This window comes from Streptomyces sp. CA-111067 (assembly GCF_050956065.1).
Lineage (GTDB): Bacteria > Actinomycetota > Actinomycetes > Streptomycetales > Streptomycetaceae > Actinacidiphila.
On sequence record NZ_CP192103.1, the window covers coordinates 7,578,090 to 7,601,955 of the forward strand.

The 23,866-nt window shown below is 73.0% G+C and carries 19 protein-coding genes; 11 read left to right on the forward strand and 8 right to left on the reverse strand.

The genetic code is table 11. The features are described 5' to 3' along the window. Nucleotides 1-186: 186 nt before the first annotated feature. The 9 genes from ACQPW6_RS33470 to ACQPW6_RS33510 all read left to right on the forward strand — a co-directional run bounded on the left by ACQPW6_RS33470 (nt 187) and on the right by ACQPW6_RS33510 (nt 10,354). On the forward strand, nt 187-1,077 hold the full coding sequence (locus tag ACQPW6_RS33470; protein ID WP_433893461.1) for an FAD binding domain-containing protein: 891 nt from the start codon (nt 187-189) through the stop codon (nt 1,075-1,077). Next, entirely contained in the window at nt 1,068-1,544 is a 477-nt protein-coding gene (locus ACQPW6_RS33475) for a (2Fe-2S)-binding protein (RefSeq protein ID WP_433893462.1), read from the forward strand. Before ACQPW6_RS33470 ends, ACQPW6_RS33475 begins: the two co-directional genes overlap by 10 nt. Nucleotides 1,545-1,546: 2 nt before the next feature. Beyond that, nucleotides 1,547-3,955 (forward strand): xanthine dehydrogenase family protein molybdopterin-binding subunit, encoded by a 2,409-nt coding sequence (locus tag ACQPW6_RS33480; RefSeq protein WP_433893463.1) that lies wholly within the window; start codon nt 1,547-1,549, stop codon nt 3,953-3,955. A 134-nt stretch (nt 3,956-4,089) separates the two neighbouring features. Further along, nucleotides 4,090-5,556, forward strand: a complete 1,467-nt coding sequence (locus ACQPW6_RS33485) for an NCS2 family permease (protein WP_433893464.1) — start codon at nt 4,090-4,092, stop codon at nt 5,554-5,556. A gap of 80 nt (nt 5,557-5,636) precedes the next feature. Beyond that, nucleotides 5,637-6,776 (forward strand): XdhC family protein, encoded by a 1,140-nt coding sequence (locus tag ACQPW6_RS33490; protein ID WP_433893465.1) that lies wholly within the window; start codon nt 5,637-5,639, stop codon nt 6,774-6,776. 89 nt (nt 6,777-6,865) lie between these two features. Then, a complete protein-coding gene (locus ACQPW6_RS33495; protein WP_433893466.1) occupies nt 6,866-7,210 on the forward strand; it encodes an SAV_915 family protein in 345 nt (114 codons plus the stop codon). Then, nucleotides 7,203-8,633 carry a hypothetical protein gene (locus ACQPW6_RS33500; protein WP_433893467.1) on the forward strand — a complete coding sequence of 477 codons (1,431 nt, stop codon included), beginning with the start codon at nt 7,203-7,205 and terminating at the stop codon, nt 8,631-8,633. Before ACQPW6_RS33495 ends, ACQPW6_RS33500 begins: the two co-directional genes overlap by 8 nt. Continuing rightward, a complete protein-coding gene (locus ACQPW6_RS33505; protein WP_433893468.1) occupies nt 8,634-9,179 on the forward strand; it encodes a hypothetical protein in 546 nt (181 codons plus the stop codon). A 62-nt stretch (nt 9,180-9,241) separates the two neighbouring features. Further along, nucleotides 9,242-10,354: a winged helix DNA-binding domain-containing protein gene (locus ACQPW6_RS33510; RefSeq protein ID WP_433893469.1), complete on the forward strand. Its 1,113-nt coding sequence runs from the start codon at nt 9,242-9,244 to the stop codon at nt 10,352-10,354. A gap of 51 nt (nt 10,355-10,405) precedes the next feature. Here ACQPW6_RS33510 and ACQPW6_RS33515 read toward each other — a convergent pair whose 3' ends face one another. The 6 genes from ACQPW6_RS33515 to ACQPW6_RS33540 all read right to left on the reverse strand — a co-directional run bounded on the left by ACQPW6_RS33515 (nt 10,406) and on the right by ACQPW6_RS33540 (nt 19,250). Next, nucleotides 10,406-12,568 (reverse strand): sigma-70 family RNA polymerase sigma factor, encoded by a 2,163-nt coding sequence (locus tag ACQPW6_RS33515; RefSeq protein ID WP_433893470.1) that lies wholly within the window; start codon nt 12,566-12,568, stop codon nt 10,406-10,408. 192 nt (nt 12,569-12,760) lie between these two features. Further along, nucleotides 12,761-14,155, reverse strand: coding sequence for a cellulose binding domain-containing protein (locus ACQPW6_RS33520; RefSeq protein ID WP_433894741.1), 1,395 nt, complete (start codon nt 14,153-14,155; stop codon nt 12,761-12,763). A 143-nt stretch (nt 14,156-14,298) separates the two neighbouring features. Then, entirely contained in the window at nt 14,299-15,867 is a 1,569-nt protein-coding gene (locus tag ACQPW6_RS33525) for a beta-N-acetylhexosaminidase (protein ID WP_433893471.1), read from the reverse strand. Nucleotides 15,868-16,016: 149 nt separating this feature from the next. Beyond that, nucleotides 16,017-16,904 carry a carbohydrate ABC transporter permease gene (locus tag ACQPW6_RS33530; protein WP_433893472.1) on the reverse strand — a complete coding sequence of 296 codons (888 nt, stop codon included), beginning with the start codon at nt 16,902-16,904 and terminating at the stop codon, nt 16,017-16,019. Then, entirely contained in the window at nt 16,901-17,878 is a 978-nt protein-coding gene (locus ACQPW6_RS33535) for a carbohydrate ABC transporter permease (RefSeq protein ID WP_433893473.1), read from the reverse strand. The genes ACQPW6_RS33530 and ACQPW6_RS33535 overlap by 4 nt, the downstream gene beginning before the upstream one ends. A gap of 82 nt (nt 17,879-17,960) precedes the next feature. Beyond that, nucleotides 17,961-19,250 carry an extracellular solute-binding protein gene (locus tag ACQPW6_RS33540; protein ID WP_433893474.1) on the reverse strand — a complete coding sequence of 430 codons (1,290 nt, stop codon included), beginning with the start codon at nt 19,248-19,250 and terminating at the stop codon, nt 17,961-17,963. A gap of 271 nt (nt 19,251-19,521) precedes the next feature. Between ACQPW6_RS33540 and ACQPW6_RS33545 the strand changes: the two genes are divergently transcribed. Beyond that, nucleotides 19,522-20,364 (forward strand): GntR family transcriptional regulator, encoded by an 843-nt coding sequence (locus ACQPW6_RS33545; protein ID WP_433893475.1) that lies wholly within the window; start codon nt 19,522-19,524, stop codon nt 20,362-20,364. A gap of 168 nt (nt 20,365-20,532) precedes the next feature. Here ACQPW6_RS33545 and ACQPW6_RS33550 read toward each other — a convergent pair whose 3' ends face one another. Further along, nucleotides 20,533-20,916, reverse strand: a complete 384-nt coding sequence (locus ACQPW6_RS33550) for an SAV_915 family protein (RefSeq protein ID WP_433893476.1) — start codon at nt 20,914-20,916, stop codon at nt 20,533-20,535. A 62-nt stretch (nt 20,917-20,978) separates the two neighbouring features. Then, nucleotides 20,979-22,955, reverse strand: a complete 1,977-nt coding sequence (locus tag ACQPW6_RS33555) for a PLP-dependent aminotransferase family protein (RefSeq protein WP_433893477.1) — start codon at nt 22,953-22,955, stop codon at nt 20,979-20,981. A gap of 28 nt (nt 22,956-22,983) precedes the next feature. On the opposite strand from ACQPW6_RS33555, the gene ACQPW6_RS33560 reads away from it, so the two are divergent. After that, nucleotides 22,984-23,832, forward strand: a complete 849-nt coding sequence (locus tag ACQPW6_RS33560; RefSeq protein WP_433893478.1) for a methyltransferase domain-containing protein — start codon at nt 22,984-22,986, stop codon at nt 23,830-23,832. The last annotated feature ends 34 nt before the right edge of the window (nt 23,833-23,866 follow it).

Here is a 23,866-nt window from a genome sequence, read left to right on the forward strand (position 1 = left end):
CTTGTCCTGGGCACGGAGGTGCCTTCTGCGGCCCCTTTCGGAGGAATCTACAAGACCAGGGCCCCGGCCTGCTGAGCGCTTCATGGTTTCGGTGACTGCACCCGGACGGCCGTACGGCCGTGTACTTGGCCCACGCAGCGTGTACAGGACATGAACAGCTCATTCGAATGCGAGAAGAGAATCCCCATGGACTTCCTGCGCCCCGCAAGCTGGGACGAGGCGCTCGCCGCCAAGGCCGAGCACCCCGCCGCCGTACCCATCGCGGGTGGCACGGACGTGATGGTCGAGATCAACTTCGACCACCGCAGGCCCAAGGTCCTGCTCGACCTGAACCGGATCGGCGAGCTGGAGCAGTGGGAGGACGGTGAGCACACCGTCCGGCTCGGCGCCTCCGTCCCGTACAGCAGGATCATGGCCGAGCTGCGGACCCGGCTGCCGGGGCTCGCGCTGGCCAGCCACACCGTCGCCTCGCCGCAGATCCGCAACCGCGGCGGCGTCGGCGGCAACCTCGGCACCGCCTCCCCGGCCGGCGACGCGCACCCGGCGCTGCTGGCCGGCGGCGGCGAGGTCGAGGCGGTCTCGGTGCGCGGCAGCCGGCTCATCCCGATCGACGACTTCTACACCGGCGTGAAGCGCAACGCGCTCGCGCCCGACGAGCTGATCAGGGCCGTCCACCTGAAGAAGGCCACCGGGCCGCAAGCGTTCTCCAAGGTCGGCACCCGCAACGCGATGGTGATCGCGGTGTGCGCCTTCGGCATCGCGCTGCACCCCGACACCCGGACCGTGCGCACCGGCATCGGCTCGGCCGCGCCCACCCCGATCAGGGCTAAGGCGGCCGAGGAGTTCCTGGCCGCCGCGCTGGACGAGGGCGGCCTGTGGGAGGGCCGCGGCGCCCTGCCGCCGTCAGTGGCACGGCAGTTCGCCGACCTGGTGGCCGGCGCCGCCAACCCGATCGACGACGTGCGCGGCACCGCCTCCTACCGGCGGCACGCACTGGGCGTGATGGCCCGCCGCACCCTCGGCTGGACCTGGCAGGAGTACCGCGGCGGCGACGAGAGGAACCAGTCATGCGCGTGACCTTCACCGTCAACGGCCGCCCGCAGGAGGCGGACGACGTATGGGAGGGCGAGAGCCTGCTGTACGTGCTGCGCGAGCGGATGGGCCTGCCCGGCTCCAAGAACGCCTGCGAGCAGGGCGAATGCGGCTCCTGCACGGTGCGCCTCGACGGCGTGCCGGTCTGCTCCTGCCTGGTCGCGGCCGGCCAGGTGCAGGACCGGGAGGTCCTCACCGTCGAGGGCCTGGCCGGCGAGAACGGCGAACTGTCCACCGTGCAGCAGGCGTTCGTGGACGCCGGCGCCGTGCAGTGCGGGTTCTGCACCCCCGGCCTGCTGGTCGCCGCCGACGAACTGCTGGAGCACAACGCGTCCCCGTCGGACGGCGACATCCGGGAGGCCCTGTCGGGCAACCTGTGCCGCTGCACCGGCTACGAGAAGATCCTCGACGCGGTCCGGCTGGCCGCCGCCCGCAGCGAAGGGGCGGTGTGACCGTGCCCCCGCAGACATCAGGCGGCTCCGCGCCGGCCCGTACACCCACCAGCCTGACCCAGGGCGCCGCCACCAAGGGCGGCGTCGGCGAGTCCACGCTGCGCCCCGACGGCGTCCTGAAGGTCACCGGCGAGTTCGCGTACTCCTCCGACCTCTGGCACGAGGACATGCTGTGGGGCTACACCCTGCGCAGCACCGTCGCCCACGCGGAGATCGTCTCCATCGACACCTCGCAGGCCCTGGCCACCTCCGGGGTCTACGCCGTGCTGACCTACGACGACCTGCCCACCGACGTGAAGACCTACGGCCTGGAGATCCAGGACACGCCGGTGCTCGCGCACGGCAAGGTCAGGCACCACGGCGAACCGGTCGCGCTGGTCGCCGCCGACCACCCCGAGACCGCCCGCCGGGCCGCCGCCAAGATCGTGGTCGAGTACGCCGACCTGCCCGTGATCACCGACGAGGCCAGCGCCACCGCGCCCGGCGCGCCGCTGGTGCACGAGGGCCGCGACGACCACCACATCGGGCACGTCCCGCACCCCAACATCGTGCACCGGCAGCCGATCGTCCGCGGCGACGCGGTGGCCGCCGCCGAGCGAGCCGACGTGGTGGTCAGCGGCGAGTACGTCTTCGGCATGCAGGACCAGGCGTTCCTCGGCCCGGAGTCCGGCCTCGCGGTGCCCGGCGAGGACGGCGGCGTCGACCTGTACGTGGCCACCCAGTGGCTGCACTCCGACCTGCGGCAGATCGCCCCGGTGCTCGGTCTGCCGGAGAAGAAGGTCCGGATGACGCTGTCCGGCGTCGGCGGCGCCTTCGGCGGCCGGGAGGACCTGTCGATGCAGATCCACGGCTGCCTGCTGGCGCTGCGCACCGGCAAGCCGGTGAAGATCGTCTACAACCGCTTCGAGTCCTTCTTCGGCCATGTGCACCGGCACCCGGCCAAGCTCTGGTACGAGCACGGCGCCACCAGGGACGGCAAGCTCACCCACGTCAAGTGCCGGATCGTGCTCGACGGCGGCGCCTACGCCTCGGCCTCACCGGCCGTGGTCGGCAACGCCGCCTCGCTGTCCGTCGGGCCCTACGTCGTCGAGGACGTGGACATCGAGGCGCTGGCGCTCTACACCAACAACCCGCCCTGCGGGGCGATGCGCGGCTTCGGCGCCGTACAGGCATGCTTCGCCTACGAGGCCCAGATGGACAAGGTCGCCGCCGAACTCGGCCTCGACCCGGTCGAGTTCAGGCAGCGCAACGCCATGGAGCAGGGCACGCTGCTGCCCACCGGGCAGCAGGTGGACTCTCCCGCGCCGGTCGCCGAACTGCTGCGCCGGGTCAAGGCCCGCCCGCTGCCGCCCGAGCGGCAGTGGGAGAGCGCCGGCAGCGCCGCCGACGTGCGCGCGCTGCCCGGCGGGCTGTCCAACACCACCCACGGCGAAGGCGTGGTGCGCGGCGTCGGCTACGCCGTCGGCATCAAGAACGTCGGCTTCTCCGAGGGCTTCGACGACTACTCCACCGCCCGGGTGCGGATGGAGGTCATCAACGGCGAACCGGTCGCCACCGTGCACACCGCGATGGCCGAGGTCGGCCAGGGCGGCGTCACCGTGCACGCCCAGATCGCCCGCTCCGAACTCGGCGTCAGCCAGGTGACGATCCAGCCCGCCGACACCCAGGTCGGCTCGGCCGGCTCCACCTCCGCCTCCCGGCAGACCTACATGACCGGCGGCGCGGTGAAGAACACCTGCGAGGCGGTCAGGGAACGGGTGCTGGAGATCGGCCGCCGCAGGTTCGGCAGCTACCACCCGGCCTGGGCGACCGCCGAACTGCTGCTGGAGGACGGCAAGGTCGTCACCGACGGCGGTGAGGCGCTCGCCGACCTCGCCGACGTCCTGGAGGGCGAGGCGGTGGACCTGGAGCTGGAGTTCAGGCACCGGCCCACCGAGGCGTTCGACCTGCGCACCGGCCAGGGCAACGGCCACGTCCAGTACAGCTTCGCCGCGCACCGCGCCGTGGTCGAGGTCGACACCGAGCTCGGCCTGGTCAAGGTGGTCGAACTGGCCTGCGCCCAGGACGTCGGCAAGGCGCTCAACCCGCTGTCGGTCGTCGGCCAGATCCAGGGCGGCACCACCCAGGGACTCGGGGTGGCCGTCATGGAGGAGATCGTCGTCGACCCGGTGACCGCCAAGGTCCGCAACCCGTCCTTCACCGACTACCTGATCCCCACCATCCTCGACACCCCGGCCATCCCGGTCGACGTGCTCGAACTCGCCGACGAGCACGCCCCGTACGGGCTGCGCGGCGTCGGCGAGGCGCCCACCCTCTCGTCCACCCCGGCCGTACTCGCCGCCATCCGGCAGGCGACCGGCCTCGACCTCAACCGCACGCCGATCCGGCCGGAGCACCTGACCGGATCGTAGGGCGGCCGGGGGCTTCCGCCCCCGGTCCCCGCACTTGTTCGCTCCGGGCCGTCCCCCGGGTCGTGCAGGCCACGCAGTTCCCAAATCCCGTACACCGCGTACGGGTGCCCCTGTGAACCTTGGGAGTCGGCATCATGACCCAGACGCCAGTAGAGCCGCGGACGGCGGCGGAGGACGCGGGCCCAGGCCCGCGGCAGCCCGCTGGGAGATCCTGGCTGGACCGGTACTTCCACATCTCAGAACGAGGGTCCTCGATCCCCCGCGAAGTCCGCGGCGGCCTGACGACCTTCATGGCGATGTGCTACATCCTGCTGCTCAACCCCCTGCTGCTGTCAGGCCCCGACGTCACCGGGCACAAGCTCGGGCACGCGGCGCTGATCACCGCGACCGCGCTGGCCGCGGCCGTCTCGACCCTGCTGATGGGCTTCGTCGGCAAGGTGCCGCTGGCGCTCGCGGCGGGGCTGAGCGTGGCCGGGGTGATCTCCACCCAGGTCGCCCCGAACATGACCTGGCCGCAGGCCATGGGCATGTGCGTGATCTACGGCGGCGTGATCGTGCTGCTGGTGGTCACCGGGCTGCGCGAGATCGTGATGAACGCGATACCGCTGGCGCTCAAGCACGGCATCACCATCGGCATCGGCCTGTTCATCGCGATGATCGGCCTGGTCAACGCGGGCTTCGTCGGCAAGGGCGACCCGCACGGCAGCGCCCCGGTCACGCTGGGCACCGACGGCAAGCTGGCCGGCTGGCCCGTCCTGCTGTTCTGCGTCACGCTGCTGCTGATCTTCATGCTCCAGGCCCGCAACATCCCCGGCGCGATCCTGATCGGCATCGTCACCGGCACGGTGCTGGCCGTCGTGGTCAACGCGGTCGGCAACCTGACCGCCGCCGACTGGGGCGGCACCGCGCCCAAGCTGAACGGCAGCGCGGTGTCGATGCCCGACTTCGGGCTGTTCGGCCATGTGGAGTTCGGCGGCTGGGGATCCATCGGCGGGATGACCGTCGGCGTGATCGTCTTCACCCTGGTACTCGCCGGGTTCTTCGACGCGATGGCCACCATCATCGGCGTCGGCACCGAGGCCGGGCTCGCCGACGACAAGGGCCGGATGCCCGGCCTGTCCAAGGCGCTGTTCATCGACGGCGCCGGCGGCGCGATCGGCGGGGTGTCCGGCGCCTCCGGGCAGACCGTCTTCGTGGAGTCCGCCACCGGGGTCGGCGAGGGCTCCCGCACCGGGCTGTCCGCCGTCGTCACCGGCCTGCTCTTCGCGCTCGGGCTGTTCTTCACCCCGCTGGCCCAGATCGTGCCGGGCCAGGTCGCCGCCGCCGCCCTGGTGGTGATCGGCGCGATGATGATGAGCAACGCCCGGCACGTGGACTGGTCGGACCGGGCGGTGGCGGTGCCGGTCTTCATGACCGTCGCCCTGATGCCGTTCACCTACTCCATCACCGCGGGAGTCGGCGCCGGAGTCGTGTCCTACACCGCGATCAAGGCCGCACAGGGCAAGTGGCGCGAGCCCGGCGTCTTCATGTGGGCGCTGACCGTGGTCTTCGTCGTCTACTTCGCGCTGCATCCCATCGAGGGCTGGCTCGGCGTCAAGTAGCCGCGCCCGCCACCCCGTCATCCCGCCCCTTCGTATCCGTGCCCGCCGACCACCCCCAGTCCACGAGGAGTTGAGCCACCATGCTGGACATCGCCGACGAACTGCACGAGTGGTGCCTGCGCGGGCTGCCGTTCGCCGTCGCGACCGTCACCGCCACCGGCGGCAGCGCCCCGCGGCAGCCCGGCGCGGCGCTCGCCGTCGACAGCGAGGGCACCGCGGTCGGCAGCGTGTCCGGCGGGTGCGTGGAGGGTGCGGTGTACGAGCTGTGCCGGGAGGCGCTGGAGGCGGGCCCCGGCGCCCCGCCGGTGCTCCAGCGCTTCGGCTACTCCGACGAGGACGCCTTCGCCGTCGGCCTGACCTGCGGCGGCGACATCGACATCCTCGTCCAGCGGATCGACCCCGGCGGGCAACCGGAGATCGCCGCCGCACTGGCCGCAGCGGTACGCGGCGAGGCGGCGGCGGTCGCCCGGGTGGTGGCCGGGCCGCCGGAACTGCTCGGCCTGGCCCTGCTGGTCGGGCCCCGGCAGGCCGGGGCCGGCTGGTACGAGGGGTCGCTCGGCGACCCCGAGCGGGACCGGGCGGCGGCCGGCGAGGCGGCGGCGATGCTCGCGGCCGGCCGCACCGGCACGGTGGTCATCGGCGCCGACGGCAGCCGCTGCGGGGTGCCGCTGACGCTGCTGGTGGAGTCCAGCGTGCCGCCGCCGAGGCTGCTGGTGTTCGGCGCGATCGACTTCGCGGCGGCGCTGGTGCGGGCGGGCAGCTTCCTCGGCTACCGGGTGACGGTCTGCGACGCGCGGCCGGTCTTCGCCACCCCGCGCCGGTTCCCCGACGCCGACGAGGTGGTCGTGGACTGGCCGCACCGCTATCTCGACGCCGAGGCGCGCGCCGGGCGGCTCGACGGTCGCACCGCCGTCTGCGTACTGACCCACGACGCCAAGTTCGACATCCCGCTGCTGGAACGTGCGCTGCGGCTGCCGGTCGGCTACGTCGGCGCGATGGGCTCCCGCCGCACCCACCTGGACCGGCTCGACCGGCTGCGGGCGACTGGCGTCAGCGAACGCGAACTGGACCGGCTGCGTTCGCCGATCGGCCTCGACCTGGGCGCGCGCACACCGGAGGAGACGGCGCTCTCCATCGCGGCCGAGATCGTCGCGCTGCGTCACGGGGCCACCGGGGTACCGCTGACCGGGGCGCACACACCCATCCACACGGCGGCGTGAACCCGTCCCCGCGGGCATGACGAATTCTTGACGGGACCCTGGCGGCAAGCGGGTTCGCCCGGTGGCGGGGCGCACCTACTGTGGCGCGCATGAGTGACGACCCCGGCATATCCGAGGGCTCCGAGGGCTCCGAAGGTCCCGAGGGCTCGCAGGACGAGGCGCGGATACTCGTCCTGCCGCTGATGAGCCCGCTGCCCGCGCGTGACGGCGTCCCGGTGCGCGAGGGCGACGTGCGGCTGATGCTCCGCTGGGTCGTCGGCGCCGACGGCGAACGGCACCTCGTGGCGCCCGCGTTCAGCACGGTGGCGCTGCTGGTGGAGCGGATGGGCGAGGCCCAGCCGTGGGCGGCGATCCCGGCCCTGGCCCTGACGGACGCGCTCGAAGGGTCCGGCGCCGAAGCCGTCCTCCTCGACCCGGTGGTGGCCCATGGCTGACGACTTCTCGGGCATCGACCCCGCCGCCCTGACCACCATGATCAGTTCGCTGTCCAAGGACAGCACGGACCTCGGTACCAGCGTGCGCGCCTTCAAGACGTCCTTCGCCGGACTCGGGCTCGACACCGGCCCGTTGGACGAGCTGATCGGCATGAGCAGCTGGGCAGACGACCAACTGCCCATGCTGCGCCGCAGGCAGTCGCTGGCCGCCGCGATGGGCCACAAGGGCATGGGACCGTACGCGGCCATGGTGCAGATCCCCGAGCCGGTGCCGCTCACCGCCAAGCAGGCCCAGGCGGACGGCAAGCGGGCGGCGGGCGAGGCGAACGCGGCCGAACTGCTCGACTCGGGCCCGGCCGGCGACGCCTTCCACCGGATCGCGCTCGAAGTGGCGGCGCACAAGGGCGACCCCGACTGGACGTCCGCCTTCTACGCGGGCCTTGACCCCAAGCTCGCCGCCCAACTGCCCTCGGTGGTCGCCGCGACGCACAGTCCGACGGCCGAGGCGGACATGGCCGACTTCGCCGACGCCTTCCATACCGCGCTCAACGCCACCACGCCCGCCCCCGGCTTCGACAAGGTGCTCGCCCTCTTCCAGGGCCCGATCCCCAAGGACGACCCCTCGGCGGTCTGGAACCGGGCGCTGATGCAGCAGGACGACCCGGACCTGTGGAGCATCGCCTGGGCCGACCTGGAGGACCTGTTCGTGCCGGCGCACAACTGGTCGTCCGAGGGCGGCATCCTGCAGGGCGTGCTGGCCGGCCAGGCGCAGTACGCGAGCCTGGTCCACGACCGGGCAGACCGCTTCGCCAAGGCCGCGGAGGCACTGCACGAGTACCGGGTGAACAGCCCGAACCTGACCTCGGCGCAGCGCAACACGATCAAGAAGCTCACCGGCAACTTCGGCCGCCAGTCGGCCGCCGACCTGCGCCAGTCCGAGGGCGTGCTCGCGAAGTTCAACCTCGGCGGCCTGTCGAAGCTGATGAACGTCTCGGTCACCGGGGCCGCCGACACGCTGCTGCACGGCGCCGGCGCCGACACGAAGGTGCTCGGCAGCTTCCTGCGGGTCGGCGAGAAGGTGCCGGTGGTCGGCGCCGTGCTGACCATCGGCGGCACGGCCTGGGACATCAAGAACGGCACCGACCCCGACGTCGCCGTCACCGCGAACGTCGGTTCGCTGGCGATCGGCACCGGCGCCGGATTCGGGGCGGAGGCACTCACCGTCTTCATCGCCGGCGGCCCGGTCGGCTGGGCCGCCGGCGCCGGTGTGCTGGTCGCCGCGGGCGTCGGCTACGCTGCCTACCGCTTCCTGGAGAGCGGCACCGGCCAGAAGGCGATCAAGGGCACCGAGCACGCCGTCGAGGGTGCGGCCAAGGACGTCGGCCACGCGGCCAAGAGCGTCGCGCACTGGATGGGCTTTTGAATGACGCGCAAGACCAAACGCCAGGACTGGACCCCGCCGGCCGTGGCCGAGCCGGCCGCCTGGCCCGCCGCGGCCCGTCCCGCGGTGGCGGCGAGGACCCCGGGGCGCGGCCTGCTCGCGGTGGCGCTGGTGCTGAGCGCGCTGTGCTTCGGGATGTTCTTCGCCCTCCGCGCCGACTGCGGCTCGACGGTGGACGCCCTGCGCGCGCACGGTGCGCAGAAGGTCGCCTTCGTCTCCCGGACAGGAACCGACAAGTTCGGCGAACTCACCCATGTCGACGTGACGTTCGAGAACGCCGCCGGCAGTCACCGCGGCACCCTGTGCGTACCGGCCGGCGGTTCGCTGCCCAAGGGCGTCACCACCGGTTCCGCCGTGGCCGTCGTCTATGACACCCGGCGGCCTTCGCGGGTGATGCTGGCCGCGCAGGTGGCGCATCCGCCCGGCTGGAGCCTTTCCACGGTGTTGTCGCTGGCCGGCGGGGTGCTCTTCCTGGGCCTGGGTGCCGGGGTCTTCGTCCGCCGCCGGATGATGATGCGCGGGCGCTGACCGCGGACGCCGAACGGCCATGCGGACCGGAACCGTCCGCGATCACCTCTACCGTAGGCAGCATGCCGACCGCGCCCCTGGACCGCCGCACCCTCAACCGGACCCTGCTGTCCCGCCAACTGCTGCTGGAACAAGCGGACATGGGCGCCGAGGAGGCAGTCGCCCACCTGCTGGGCCTGCAGTCGCAGGCGCCCGCCTCCGCCTACCCGGGGCTGTGGAGCCGGCTGGACCGCTTCGACTTCGCCGAACTCGGCAAGCTGCTCACCGAACGCCGGGTGGTGCGGGTGGTGCTCATGCGCAGCACCGTCCACCTGGTGACGGCCGCCGACGCGCTGGCGCTGCGGCCCTGGCTCCAGCCGTCCCTGGACCGCGGCTTCCGCTCCTCGCAGTGGGCGGCAGGCGTCGCCGGGGTGGACCGGGCGGAGCTGCTGGCGTACGGCCGCGAGCTGCTGGCCGCCGGCGGCACGGCGGAACAGGCCCCGGGACCTGCCGAGTTGCGCACCGCGCTGAGCGAACGCTTCCCGGCCGCCGATCCGGCGTCGCTGGTCAACGCGCTGCGGGTGTGGGCACCGCTGGTTCAGGTGCCGCCGCGCGGGCTGTGGGGCGGGGTCGGCGGCCCGCGCTACGCGCTGCTCGACGACTGGGCGGGCGCGCCGCTCGCCGAGCCCGACCCGGCCGGCCTGGTCCGCCGCTACCTCGCCGCGTTCGGCCCGGCCACCCCGGCCGACATGCAGAAGTGGTCCGGACTCACCGGCCTCAAGCGGGTGTTCACCGGCCTTGACCTGCGGACGTACCAGGCCGAGGACGGACGGGTGCTGTACGACCTGCCGGAGGCCGAACTCGCCGACCCGTCGGTCGCCGTACCGGCCCGGTTCGTCACCGACTTCGACAACCTCGTCCTGTCGCACGCCGACCGCACCCACGTACTGGCCGACGAGCACCGGTCGCGGGTGATGACGGTGAACGGCATCATCCGCGGCACCGTGCTGGTGGACGGATTCGTCGGCGGCACCTGGCGGTTCGAGCGGGGCGGCGACACCGCGGCCGTGGTCGTCACGCCGTTCGCGCCGCTGAGCCGGGCCGACCGGGCCGCCCTCAGCGAGGACGGCGGCCGGCTGCTGGCCGCCTCGGACCCGGGCGCGGGCAGCCGCGAGGTCCGCTTCGAAGCGCCGTGACCGGCAGGGCCGTTGAGCCCTGCCGGTCGGCGTTGGTGGTTTGCGCGGCCGTCAGCGCGCCGCCTCGAACGCCCGGCCCGCCGGGGTCTCCGCCGGCCCGCTGTGGAACAGGCCGCTGCTGGGCGCCTTGTCGTCGGCCGGCAGCCCGAACCAGGCGTAGCGCTGGAGGTACGGCAGCCCGTCGAGCATCTTCGCCGCCGCCGTGACGAACGCGGCCTGCTGGTCGTCGGTGGGGAAGCGGGTGCCGCCGTTGGCGAAGTCGATCAGCGCGAACTCGGTCAGCCAGATGGGCTTGTGGTAGCGGTTGTAGACCGCCTGGAGATACGACTTGAGCTGCGAGACGGCGTTCGGCGTCGTGAAGTCGCCGCCGTACCAGTGCAGTGCGATGAAGTCGACGCGGTAGCCGCGCTGCTGGGCGCCCGACATGAAGCGGTCCAGCCAGCCGCCCGCGGTGTCACCGCCGTACGCGACCGCCGGAGAGCCCAGCACCTTGCCGCTGGACATCAGCTTGGGCCACAGCGACAGCGCCTGGTCGGTGGTCATGTTCGACTGGCCGGCCATGTCGGGCTCGTTGAATCCGAGCAGGTAGGGGCCCGCCTGCTTCGCCTGGGCCAGCGAGGTCGCGTCGGCGCTCTTGGCGCCCCAGATCATCGGGACGAAGCCGGGGCCGCTGATCCCGCTGTGCGTGGTGGACCAGGTGTAGTACCAGCCGGCGCCGGAGCGGGTCAGCGCGGTGTTCACCCCGTTGAACGTCCATACGCCCACGCCCTTGCGCACCGACGAGGCCGGCGGCGCGGGCGGCGGGGCCTTGGCGGGCGCCTTCGCCGGGGTGGTGCGCGGCGCCTTCGGGGTGGGCTTGCGGGTCGGTGTCGCCGACGGTTTGGGCTTCGGCTTCGGCTTGGCCGCCGCGCTGGTGGTCGGCGGGGTGGTCGGCACCGTCGCCGGGACGGTGACGGCCGGCGTCGTCCTGCGCGCGTCGGCCGCCGGGGCGGGGTCGGCGGTCAGATGGACGGCGAGCAGCGCGCCCGCTGCCGCCACGGCGACGGCGGCGACCGCCGCGGCCGGTATGCCGAGCGGGCCGCCGTGCAGCAGCCGGGGCCTGACGTGAGCACCCCGGGGCGCACCGCTCCGCCGTGGGGGGCGTGGTCGCGGAGCGGTGCGCGGGGCCGCAGATGCGGCCTGGGAGGGTGGCATGGGGGAGTGCGCCGGCAGGGGGGCCGGCGGGTGGCCGGGCAGCTGCCCGGCGGGGTGACCGGGCGGCCCGCCGTGGCCTGCGGGCGGTCCGGGGTGTCCGGGCGGCGGGCCCTGCGCGGGGGGAGCGCCGTGGCCGGGCGGGGCGCCGTGCGGCGGCGGACCGCCGTGCCCCGCGGGCGGTGCCGGGTGGCCCGGCTGGAGGCCCGGCCCGGGAGGGGTCCAGTGGCCGCCGCCGAAGCCGAGCGGGACCGGGAGCAGCGGGAGGCCGCTGAGCAGCCGGTCCATCGGGAGCAGCGCGCCGCTGAGCCGGGAGCAGTCGGCGCAGCCGCGGATGTGCCGGGCGAACCGCTTGCGCCACAGCGGGCTCGGCACCCCGTCCCAGCCGTCGGTCAGCTCCCGCAGTTCCGCGCAGTGCACCGCGTCGGCGTCGCCGAGCGCCCGCACCACCGAGCGGGAGATCTCCAGCTGCTCCTTCATCCGCTGGACCTTCACCGCCGCGTGCTGCCGGGTCAGCCCGAGCGCCTCGGCCAGCTCCGCGCGGCGCAGCTCGCCGGTCTCCTCCAGCCACCACAGCGCCAGCAGCGTGCGGTCGTCCGGGTCGAGCCAGCGGGTGGCCTCGGCTATCTCCCGGCGCTGGTCGGTCAGTCCGAGCCGCAGGATCGTCACCGAGGCGAAGTCGGAGGCCGGGTCGGCGATCAGCTCGGCGGCGTCCAGGGCGGTCTGGTGGTGCCAGGACGCCTTCCTGGCCTGCTCGCGGTCCCGCACCTGGCGCACCGCGATGGCCACCATCCAGGACCTGAACGCCTCCGGGTCGCGCAGCTCGCCGAGGCCGCGCACCACGCGCAGCAGCGTCTCCTGCACCACGTCGTCGACGTCGTCGTTCCCGTCCAGCGCGCGGCCCACGATGTTGTAGACCAGCGGCAGGCACTCCGCGACCAGCTCGTCCAGCGCCCGCTGGTCGCCGGCACGTGCCGCGACCACGACCCTCGGGTCGGGTCCGACCCGGTCGCCTGCCCGCATGCTGCTCCACCTTCCGTCTGCCTGTGCTCTGAACAGGAGACGGTGCCATGACCTGCGGATAACAGAAACCTCTGGGCATGGCCTGACCGAAAATCACGGCACTTCACGGTTCGGGGCGCCGGCCGCCCGGCCCGCGGTGACGGGCGGACGGCCGGCGCCCCGCTGGAGGCTCCCGGTCTCAGACTCGCCGGCTCAGGAGCCCGGCACCGTGTCCTTGAACGCGGTGCCCGCCGAACGCAGCCCGGCGACCTGCGAGGTGACCTGGGCCGGGGTCAGCACCTGGTCCTTGACGAAGTAGACGTAGTCCACCTGCTCGTTGTACGAGCGGGAGGTGCTGCTGGTCTGCCCGGCGAGGTCGATCAGCCAGTGGTTGAAGTCGATGAACTGGCCGCCCTCGGGCAGGTACGGCTCGCCGTGCGTCGCCACGGCCTGGCCGTCGATGTAGTACGTGATGCTGGTGTTGTCGATGGTGATCTGGAGGTCGTGCCAGCCGTCCAGGCTGCCGTACTGCTGCCCGTGGGTGTTGACCGCGTTCCAAGGGTCGGGGTTGTACGTCTCCCAGGACGTCTCGTACATGATGTTCTGCGTCTCGCCCCAGCCGCCGTTGGGCAGGTACTCGAAGTCCTGCTCGCTGTAGTCGGGGTCCATCGGCGCCTTGAGCGGCGTGAAGGTGAAGAACGTCTGGTTGACGTGGTCGCCGTCCGGGCCGCCGGTGGGCGTGTCGTCGAACTTCACCCGGGCCGCGTAGGTGCCGTTCTTGAACTTCTGCGCGGTGCTCTGGATCTCGGTCTCGCGGGTGCCGGCCGCGGTGCCGTCGGTGGTGAGCTTGAGGTTCATCACCTTGCCCGAGCCGTCGGCCACGAAGGTCAGGTCCTGCGGCGACCAGGTGGCGCCGGCCACGCCGGGGCCGCCCTGCCCGGACTTCACCGTCCAGCCGTGCTGCTGGATGGCCGGGTCGGAGCTGGTGGTGTAGCTGAAGTCGTCGAAGAGCGCGGGCGCGTTGGGGTCGGTCGGCGGGGTGGTCGGGGGAGTGGTGGGCGGCGAGGTCGGGTCGTTGCCGGCCGGCGCGGTGCCCCACAGCACGGCGCCGCCCTTCTGGACGGTGACCTTGCTCCAGTTGGCGTACGAGGTCTGCGCGCCGTTGAAGGAGTAGTCGTCGGACTGGGTGAGCGTCTGCCAGTCCGCGCGGTAGAAGCGCAGTTGCAGGTCGCCGGTGTTCTGGCCGGGGGAGAGCGAGCCCGCGCCGGAGGTGAAGCCGATCTCCAGGTAGCGGTCCGCGGTGGCGGTCGGGTTGGCCAGCGTGCCGAACGTGCCGGTGACGTTGGCGCAGCCCTTCACCGCCCAGGAGCAGGCGAAGCGGTAACTCGTGCTCGGGCCGTCGGACTTGAAGTAGTAGCGCACGGTGACCCCGCTGAGCGGCACGGTGGTGCTGCCGGTGTTGGTCACCTCCAGCCACGGCTCGGACTGGTCGGCGGTCGCGCCCGAGGCGCTGGTGCGGTACTGGGCGGTGAGCGCGTCCTGTGCGGCGGACGCGGGCAGCGCGGTGAGCGCGGCGCAGGCGAGGCCGGCGGCCGTGGACACCGCCATGGCGGTACGGACCCGGGTGGGCACGCGGAACTTTCCTGACACGGTTGATCCCTTTCCAACGTGGGGGTGGTGCGGGATGGCTGGTGGTGCGGTCTGGGGGGTGGTGCGGTTTTCTCGGCGGCGGCGGCGGCCCGGACCCGGGCCTAGCGGGGGGTGGTCGGGGCTGGCCGCGGCGCGGAGGCGCGGACGCCGGGAACGGGCAGCGGGTGGCTGTGGACGTCGAGCGCCGCGAGCCGGGGCTCGTGCAGCCGCAGCGCGGGCAGGAAGTCGGTGGCCCAGTCGGAGGCCGGGTTCCATGACCGGTCGGCGAGCGCGCACAGCCGCGGGAAGGCCAGGTATTCGAGGTCGGCCGCCCGCACCGCGAACTCGCTCCACAACTGCGCCTGGGTGCCGAGCACATGGGCCGCGGCGGCCGGCTCCCAGTCGGCCGGCGCGGGCTCGCCCCGGTGCACCGCGCGCAGGTCGACCACCGCGCCGGCCTGCCCGAGCGGCTCGTCGGCCGCGTCCGACTGCGGGTAGTCCAGATAGGTCGAGCGGTACGGCGTCATGACGACGTCGTGGCCGCGCCGGGCGGCGGCCAGCCCGTGCGCGGTGTCCCGCCACGGCATCACCGTCAACTCCGGTGGCAGCGCCCCGGAGTCCTCCGCCCAGCACACCGGCCGCCGGCCCTGTTCGAGCAGGAAGTCGGCGATCCGGCCGAGGAACCAGCCGTGCAGCGCCTTGGGTGCGGCCAGCCCCAGTTCCGCCGTGCGGCGGCGCGCCTCGGCACTGGCCTCCCACTCGGTGACCGGGCACTCGTCGCCGCCGATGTGCACGTAAGGGGACGGGAAGACGTCCAGCACCTCGCCGAGCACCGTGCGGCAGAAGTCCAGCACCTCGTCGTGGACGCCGAGCACGTTCTCGCACACGCCCCACTCGGTCCAGACGTCGAGTTCGCGGCCCGGCACGTTGCCCAGGTGCGGGTACGCGGCCAGCGCCGCCCGGGCGTGCCCGGGCATCTCGATCTCCGGCAGCACCGTCACCCCGCGCTCGGCGGCGTAGGCCACCAGCGCGCGCAACTCGGCGGCGGTGTAGGCGCCCTGGTGCGGCCGGTCGTCGAACCGCCCGCTGCCCGCCCGGCCGGTCATCGACCGGGCCCGCGCCCCGCCGACCTCGGTCAGCGCCGGATACGCCGACACCGGCATCCGCCAGCCCTGGTCGTCGGTCAGGTGCAGGTGCAGCACGTTCAGCTTGTGGAAGGCCAGCAGGTCCACGAACCGGCGCAGCACCGGCACCGGTTGGAAGCGCCGGGCGACGTCGAGCATCGCCCCGCGCCAGCCGAACCGCGGCACGTCGGTCACCTGCACGCAGGGCATCCGCCACGGCACATCGGTCACCGGACGTGCGGACAGCGCCTGCGCGGGCAGCAGTTGGCGGATGGTCTGCACACCGTTCAGCAGTCCGGCCGGCTTGGCCGCGCGCAGCAGCACCGCGTCCGGGCCGACGGTCAGCCCGTAGCCCTCCGCGCCGAGCCCGCCGAGCAGCGGGTCCAGGACGAACACCACGTTCCCGGTGGGGGAGTTGCGCAGCCGCAGCCCGGTGGCCGGGGCCAGCAGGGTCCGCAGCAGCCGGGCCGGGCCCAGTGCTTCGCCCGTCGCCCGGACGGTCGTTGACGCGTCGAAGGTGAAGTGGCCCGGAATACGGGCGATATGGGTGGGATGCGGAATGATCACGGCGGTGGTCTCCAGGAGGCCGGGGGGACAAGCGGGTTCGCGGGAGCGGGCACGCCGGACCGGCGGGCGCGCCGGACGGGCGGCGCGACCGGCGGGGCGGTGGCGTCGGGACGGGAAGCGGCGTCGGGACGGGAGGTGGCGCGCGGGGCTCAGCCCTTGACGGCGCCCGCGGTCATTCCGGAGGTGACCCGGTTCTGGAGCAGCAGGAAGACCACCAGGACGGGCAGCATGAACAGCGAGGAGGCGGCCATCGTGGCGCCCCAGTCGGTGCCGAAGACATTGCTGAACGAGGACAGCCAGACCGGCAGGGTGCGGGCGTCCTGGTTCTTGATGATCAGCGTGTTGGCGAACGCGAACTCGTTCCACGCCGTGATGAAGCCGAACAGCGAGGTGGACAGCAGCCCCGGCGCCAGCAGCGGGAAGGTGACCCGGCGGAATGCCTCGGCCCGGGTGCAGCCGTCGACCTGCGCGGCCTCCTCCAGCTCCACCGGGATCGCGGCCAGGAAGCCGCGCAGCATCACGATGGTGAACGGCAGCGTGGTCATGAAGTAGATCAGCGTCAGCATCGACAGCTTGTCCAGCATGTCCACGTCCCGGGCGATGACGTACATCGGGATCAGCAGCGCCTCCCACGGCGCCATCTGCGCGATGAACACCATCAAGATGAACGCCCGCCGGCCGCGCCACCGCATCCTGGCCACCGCGAACGACGCCAGCAGCGCCACCACCAGCGACATCAGCACCGCGCCGAGCGTGACGGTCAGGCTGTTGCGCCAGTAGGTGCCGAAGCCGTCGGAGTGCACGGCGGTGCCGAAGTGCGCCAGCGTGGGGTGCAGCGGCAGGAACGACGGGGTGTCGGCGGTGATGGCCGAGGACGGCTTGAAGGCCGTGATCACCATCCAGTACACGGGGAAGACCGACAGCAGCAGCGTCACCAGCGCCGCCAGGTTCAGCGGCAGCCGGCGCAGCGCCTTACCAGTCGTCCTCGGCCGCGGGTTCCGGGCCGGCCGCGGGTTCCTCAGGGTCAGGGTGCTCACAGCGCGTTCTCCTCCCGGCCTTCCTGGCGGAACATCCGGCGCAGGTTGAACACCAGCGCGCCGAGCAGGATCAGGACGGTCAGGGTGGAGACCGCCGATCCCAGGTCGTACTTGTGCAGCGACTGGGCGATCTGGAACGCGTAGACCGGCAGCGTGGTCGTCGCGCCGTTCGGACCGCCCTGGCTGATCACCCAGATCTGGGCGAAGCACTTCAGGCACCAGATCACCTCAAGGGAGGTGACCAGTGCGAACAGCGAGCGCAGCATCGGGAAGGTGACCAGCCGGAAGGTCTGCCACGCGCCGGCGCCGTCGATCCTCGCCGACTCGTACAGCTCCACCGGGATCGTGGTGAGGCCGCCGTAGAGGGTGAGCGCCGCGAACGGCACGGACTGCCAGACCACCAGCGTCACCAGGATGGCGAAGGTGGCGTCGCCGTGCGCGAACCAGGCGTAGTCGCGGTAGGAGTCGAAACCCAGCTTGACCAGTAGCCAGTTGACCACTCCGAAGCGGGACTGGAACAGCCACTGGAAGATGGTGGTCGCGGCGATCACCGGAGTGGCCCAGGTCAGCACCAGGCCGCTCATCACCGCGAACCGCATCCGCCGGCCGAGCTTGTTCAGCATCAGCGAGACCAGGGTGCCCAGGACCATGATCAGTACGACGTTCAGGCCGGTCCACCACAGGGTGCGGCGGACCACCGTCCAGAACTCCGGATCCTCCAGCACCGTGCGGTAGTTGGCGAAGCCGACCCAGGTCGCGCCGCCCCGGATCAGCTCGCCGAGGCCGAAGTGCTGGAACGACATGACGATGTTCCTGGCCAGCGGGTACAGCAGCAGGAAGGCCGTGCCCACCACGGTGGGTGCGACCAGCAGATACGGCCAGAGCGCGGACAGCCGGCGGCGGCGCGGCCGGCGCGGCTCCGGCGGCGGCGCCGCGACGGCCGGCCGCGGATCGGCGGAGTGAGCGGTGAGCACGGCGGGTCTCCTGTGAGTGCGGGAGGGCGGTTGCACGGGCGGGCGGCGGGCTCCGGAGCCGGTCCGGAGCCAAACCGGACCTCTAGAGGGACTCGTTCAGGGCCTTGGTGATCGCGGCCGAGGCGGTCTTGGCCGCCGAGTCCGGATCGGCGCCGGTCAGCACCTGCGTCATGTACTGCTTGATCGGGTTGTTGGCCTCCACCGCGGCCCAGTTGGGCGAGTTCGGTGTGGCGTGGCCGTTCGCCGCTCCCACCGCCATCGTCGAGGCGCCGTCGTTGCCGGCCAGCACGCTGGCCAGCGACGTGCGGTTGGGCACGTAGCTCATCTCCTTGGCCATGTCCGTCTGCCACTTGGTGCCGGCCAGCGCCTTGACCACCTGGTACGCCTGCGCCTGGTGCTGCGACGCTTCCGGGATCACCAGGTCGGAGCCGCCGGTGAACACCGCGCCGGGCTTGTCGGCGGTCTTGCCGGGGATCGGGAAGAAGCCGATCTTGTTCTTCATCGCCGGGTTCGCCTTCAGGATCGCCGCGGCGCCGCCGGGCACCGAGATGATCTGCGCGCTCTTGCCCTTGGCGAAGACGTCCGCCTGCGGCGGCTTGGCCTCGTCGGCGTCCTTCGGGCCGTTGCCGAGTGCCTGGAGCTGCTTGTAGAAGTCCATGCCGGCCTTGGCCTGCGGGGTGTCGAGGGTGCCCTGCCACTTGCCGTCCGCGCCCTTGGCGGCGAGGTCGCCGCCCTCGTCCCAGACGAAGCCGGCCAGCGCGTACCAGGTCTGGCCCGGCAGGTAGATCCCGTCGTCGCCGCCGGTGTCGAGCTTGGTGGTGTCGGTGATCCACTCGGCCCTGGTCTTGGGCGGGGTGGTGATGCCGGCCTTGGCGAACAGGTCCTTGTTGTAGATCACCACCCGGTTCGCGGCGTACCACGGGACGCCGAACTGCTTGCCGTCGATCTTGCCGGGGTCGGCCAGCCCCGGGATCCAGTCGGCGCCCTGCAGGTCGGACACCTTGGAGGTGAGGTCCTGCACACCGCCGCCGGCCGCGTACTGGGCGACCTGGGTGTTGCCGACCTCGATCACGTCGGGGGCGTCCTTGCTGGCCAGCGCACTGGTGATCTTCTGGCCTATGCCGTCCCACTCCTGGATCTGGATGTCCAGCGTGGTGCCCTTGTGGGCGGCCTGGTAGTCGGCGGTGAAGCGCTTGAGGAAGCTGTCGGACATGCTGTCGCGCATGATCCAGACGGTGAGCTTGGCCGGCGCGTCGGCTTTGGCGTCGCCGCCGGAGCCGGAGCCGGAGCCGGAGGAGGACGAGCCGCAGGCGCTGAGCGCACAGGCGGCGAGCACGAGCGCGGCGGCGCCGGGGACGAGTCTGGATCTCACGGGGATGTCACCTCGAAGTAGAGCGGGCCGGAACTGACCACTGGCCAACTGGTCTGGTGCTGGTCAGGAAAGTGGCATAGACCACTGGTGGCGTCAAGAGCTTGCGCGGGAATGGCGGTGGCGGTCGTATACGGCCGGGAAACCCTGCGAACCAGGGCGAATCACCGTTCAACGGGCCGTCCGTCACGCGTCCTCGCAGGTGGCACTGGCGTGCTGGTCAGCATCTGGATAACCTCGACTGGACAACACAGCAGCCGGAGGGACACACGTCATGGTCAGCGAGCCGGCGCGCTCGGCGCTCAAACGCGAACGGGTCCGCGACTACCTGATGGAGCTGGTCGAGTCCCGCTCACCCGGCGACCCGATCCCGTCCGAGCGCACGCTGTGCGAGCAACTCGGCGTCTCCCGGCCCACGTTGCGCTCCGCGGTGGACGAACTGGTCACCACCGGGCTGCTGGTGCGCGAGCACGGCCGCGGGATGTTCGTCGCCCCCGAGAAGATCACCCAGGAGCTGGCGCCCAGCCGGCACGCCTACCATCTGCCGCAGGCGTCGGGCACCTGGGCCAGCCGGGTGCTGGAGTTCACCACCGTGCAGGCCGGGGCCCGGGTCGGCCGCAAGCTGCACATCTCGCCGGCCGCGGAGATCACGTACATCGCGCGGCTGCGGCTGGTGGACGGCGAACCGATGGCGATCGAGTACCTGCACGTCCCGGCCGCGGTGGTGCCAGGGCTCCGCCCGGCGGACATGGAGTCAGGCGACTTCTACGACTTCCTGCGGGAGCGGCACGGGGTGCGGGTGCACGAGGCGGTCCAGTCGATCGAGCCGACGGTGACCAACGAGGAGGAGGCCCGGCTGATCGGTGTCCCGGTGCTGTCGCCGGCGCTGCTGTTCGAGCGCCTGACGAAGGACGCGACGGGCCGCCCGGTCGAATACGTGCACTCGGTGTACCGCGGTGACCGTTACCGGATCGTCTCGCGGCTGGCACTGGGTGACGCTTCCCCGCCGGGCCCGCAGTCCGCCTCCCAGCACCACCCCGGCATCCCCCCGGGCGACCTCGCCGGGCGCGGCGACATCCCGGCGCTGATGGTCGGCGACGTCCAGCCGGGCACGTAGGCGTTCCACTGGGGGTGACGGGAGCCGGGCGTGTCCGGCTCACCCGGCGGGAGCCGGGCCGGGGACGGCGGCAACCAGCTCGGCTGGTGGCGGTTTTCTGCCGTCCGCGGACGCGTCGTGGCTGGTCGCGCAGTTCCCCGCGCCCCTGACGGGGCACTTGCCTTTCGCTCAGCCGGTGGCGGCCGGCGGTCCGGGGGCGAGGGGCGCCGGGCTCGGCGGGGCGGCTGCCCGAGTGCCGGGGGCCGGGGCGGACCAGGCCGCCGGCGGCCGGGCCGTCAGGAGGGGGTCCACCGTCAGGAAAGTCGCACCGAGGGGCTCGGCCATCGCCCGCAGCGCGGTCTCCGAGAGCCGGATCCACGGCTGGGTGGGCCCGAGCACGGACCGCAGCCGCCGATCGCTGGTGAACCCCACAGCCGTCCTGCTCCCGAACGGCGTACGCCACAGCCGCACCACATGCCCCGCGGGCCCTCGCCGGACCGGAACGTACAGCAGGCGCCGCCCCGGCGGATCCACGGAATCCCCGTCAGCCACCTGCCGCCCGCTCGCGTCCATGAGCCCACCGTAACCCGGCTCAGCGGCAGCGCATTCGCTGAGGTCAGCGGGGGAGACGGCGATCACAGCAGGCCGCGCAGCGCCGCACCGACCTCCGCGACCGCCCCGGCGAGCACATCCGGCGGATTGGCGGCGTATCCCAGCACCAGGCCCGGCGGTCCCGGCCGCTGCCGGTGCCAGGACAGCGGCTGCACCTTCACCCCCCGTTCGAGTGAACCCGCGGCCAGGTCGGTGTCCGCGAAGCCGCCCTCGAACGTCACCGTCAGATACAGACCGGCCGCCGCGCCGTGGACGACGGCCCGCCCCGGGCCCCGGGCGGGCAGCAGCCCGCCGAGCGCCTCCCGCAGAGCGTCCCTGCGCCGCCGGTGCCGCTGCCGCAGCAGCCTCAACTGCCGTTCCAGCGCGCCCGATTCCATCAGCCGGGCCAGTACCAGCTGGGGCAGCGCCGGGCTGCCCAGGTCCGCGAACCGCTTCGCCTCCACCACCGCCTCCCGGTACGGGGCCGGCACCACCACCCACCCCATCCGCAGCGCGGGCGCCAGCAGCTTCGACACGCTGCCCGCGTACCAGACCCGGTCGGGCAGCACGGCCCGCAGCGCGGCCACCGGCGGCCGGTCGTAACGGTGCTCGGCGTCGTAGTCGTCCTCGATGACGAGCCCGCCGCGCTCCACGGCCCACCCGGCCAGCTCCCGTCGCCGCGCCCCGCTGAGCACGACTCCCAGCGGGAACTGGTGCGCGGGCGTCACGCAGACGGCGGCGGCACCGGTCTCCCGCAGGGCGCCGACGTCGAGCCCGTCGCCGTCCACCGGGACCGGCGGGGTGGGGTCGGGGCCGCCGCCCAGGCCGTGGGCGAGGTGCTGGCGGACGCCGAGCGATCCGGGGTCCTCCAGCGCGACCCGGTCGACGCCGTGAGCGCGCAGCACCTGCCCGAACAAGGTGAGCGCCTGCGCGGTGCCCGCGACGATCACGATCTCGTCCGGATCCGCGACGAACCCGCGATTGCGGGCCAGCCAGGTGCTCACCGCCCGCCGCAGCGGCAGCGCCCCGCGCGGATCGCCGTACCCGAACCCGGCGGCGGGCAGCTCCGCGAACACCTGCCGCTCCGCCCGCAGCCAGGCGGCCCGCGGAAACGCGGCGAGATCCGGCACCCCCGGCGAGAGATCCACCCGCGCGGGCACGTCGCGCACGGCGTCGAACACGCCGTACCCGACCGGCTGCCGGAACACCCCGGAGCCGCCTGAACGCCGTCCCCCGCGAGGCCCCGGCGGGGGGTCGTCCGTGGCGCGGTCGGCGCCGGACGGGCCCGTACGCCCGCCGGGCCGTTCGCCGTTCGAGGACCGGCCCGCGGGAGCACCCAGGGCAGGGCCGGGCGTGGCGTGACCAGCGCTGCGGCCCGGGCCGGCGGTGGTTGCCGGCGGCGGGTCGACACGGTCGCCGGTCGAGAGGCGGGACCTGGACGCACTCCGGGCCGGGTCGGCCGTGGCGCGGCCGGCGCTTGACGGGTCTGCCGGCGGCGTGGGCTTACGGGGCCCGGGCTCGTTGCCGGTCCAGCGCTTGGTTGCCGCCGCGCTCGGGGGCGGGACGGGCGGCCCGGCTGCTGGAGGTTGCGCAGGAGGGGTGAGGACGGGCCGGTTCTCGGGACGGCTGGCGGGGGCGGGCGGCGGTCGGCGGGTCGTGCCCGGGTCCGCGGCCGGGCGGGAGAGGGTAGGGGACGTCAGGACCACCGTGCCGGCCCGGCCGCGGCCTTCCACGTGGCCGTCCTCCGCCAGGCGGCGGTACGCCTCGGTGATCACTCCGCGTGACACCTGCAGGTCGGCCGCCAGCGTGCGGGACGGTGGCAGCTTCGTGCCGACCGGGAGCCGGCCGTCGGCGATCGCGCGGCGCAGGTGGTCGGTCAGCCAGCCGGAGAGGCCGCCCACCGGGGCGTCCTCGGCGCGGAGTTGGAGGAAGTCGGCGCCCGAGGCGGTGGAAGCGGTGGAATCGCTGGACGCGGCGGGCGTTGTGGACCGGTCGGAACGTCGTCTTTTGGACCTGTTCACCAGTCCATAGTGCCGCCAGGGTCGGCGTATGACCACACCCACCACCCGCAACACGCCCTACGTTCACGGCTATTCCGCGCGCGAGACGCGCCGCCTCACCGATCAGGCCGACACGCTCGCAGCCCTGCTGCACGACGGCACCGGCTACCCGCCCGGCAGCCGGATCCTGGAGGCGGGCTGCGGCGTCGGCGCGCAGACCGCGCACCTCGCGGCGGCCGGCCCCGGCGCCCATATCGTCGCGATCGACATCGACGAGGAGTCGCTCGCCGCGGCCGAGCAGCGGCTGTCCGGCCGGCCGCCCGCCCCCGGCCGGCAACCCGCGAGCATCGAGTGGCAGCACGCCGACCTGCGTGAACTCCCCTACCCGGACGCCGAGTTCGACCACGTCTTCGTCTGCTTCGTGCTGGAGCACCTCACCCGGCCCGACCTCGCGCTGGCCGGGCTGCGCCGGGTGCTGCGGCCCGGCGGCACGCTCACCGTGATCGAGGGCGACCACGGATCCGCCTTCTTCCACCCCGCCGGCCGGCACGCGGACGCCGTGATCGCACACCAGGTACGGCTCCAGGCCGCCGCCGGCGGCGACGCGCTGATCGGCCGGCGGCTCGCCCCCCTGCTGGCGGCCGCCGGCTTCACCGACGTCGAGGCCAGGCCCCGTACGGTCTACGCCGACCGGACCCGTCCCGCCCTCGTGGACGGCTTCACCCGGCAGACGTTCATCGCGATGATCGCCTCGGTCAGGGACGAGGCGGTGGCCGCCGGGCTGTGCGGCGAGGCGGAGTTCGACCGGGGCCTGCGCGAACTGGACCGCACGGCGACCGGCGAGGGCACGTTCCACTACACGTTCGTGAAGGCGACGGCGGTGAACCCGCTGCCCTGAGCCCCGGGCCCCGCCGCCGGCGCGCGTCCCGTCG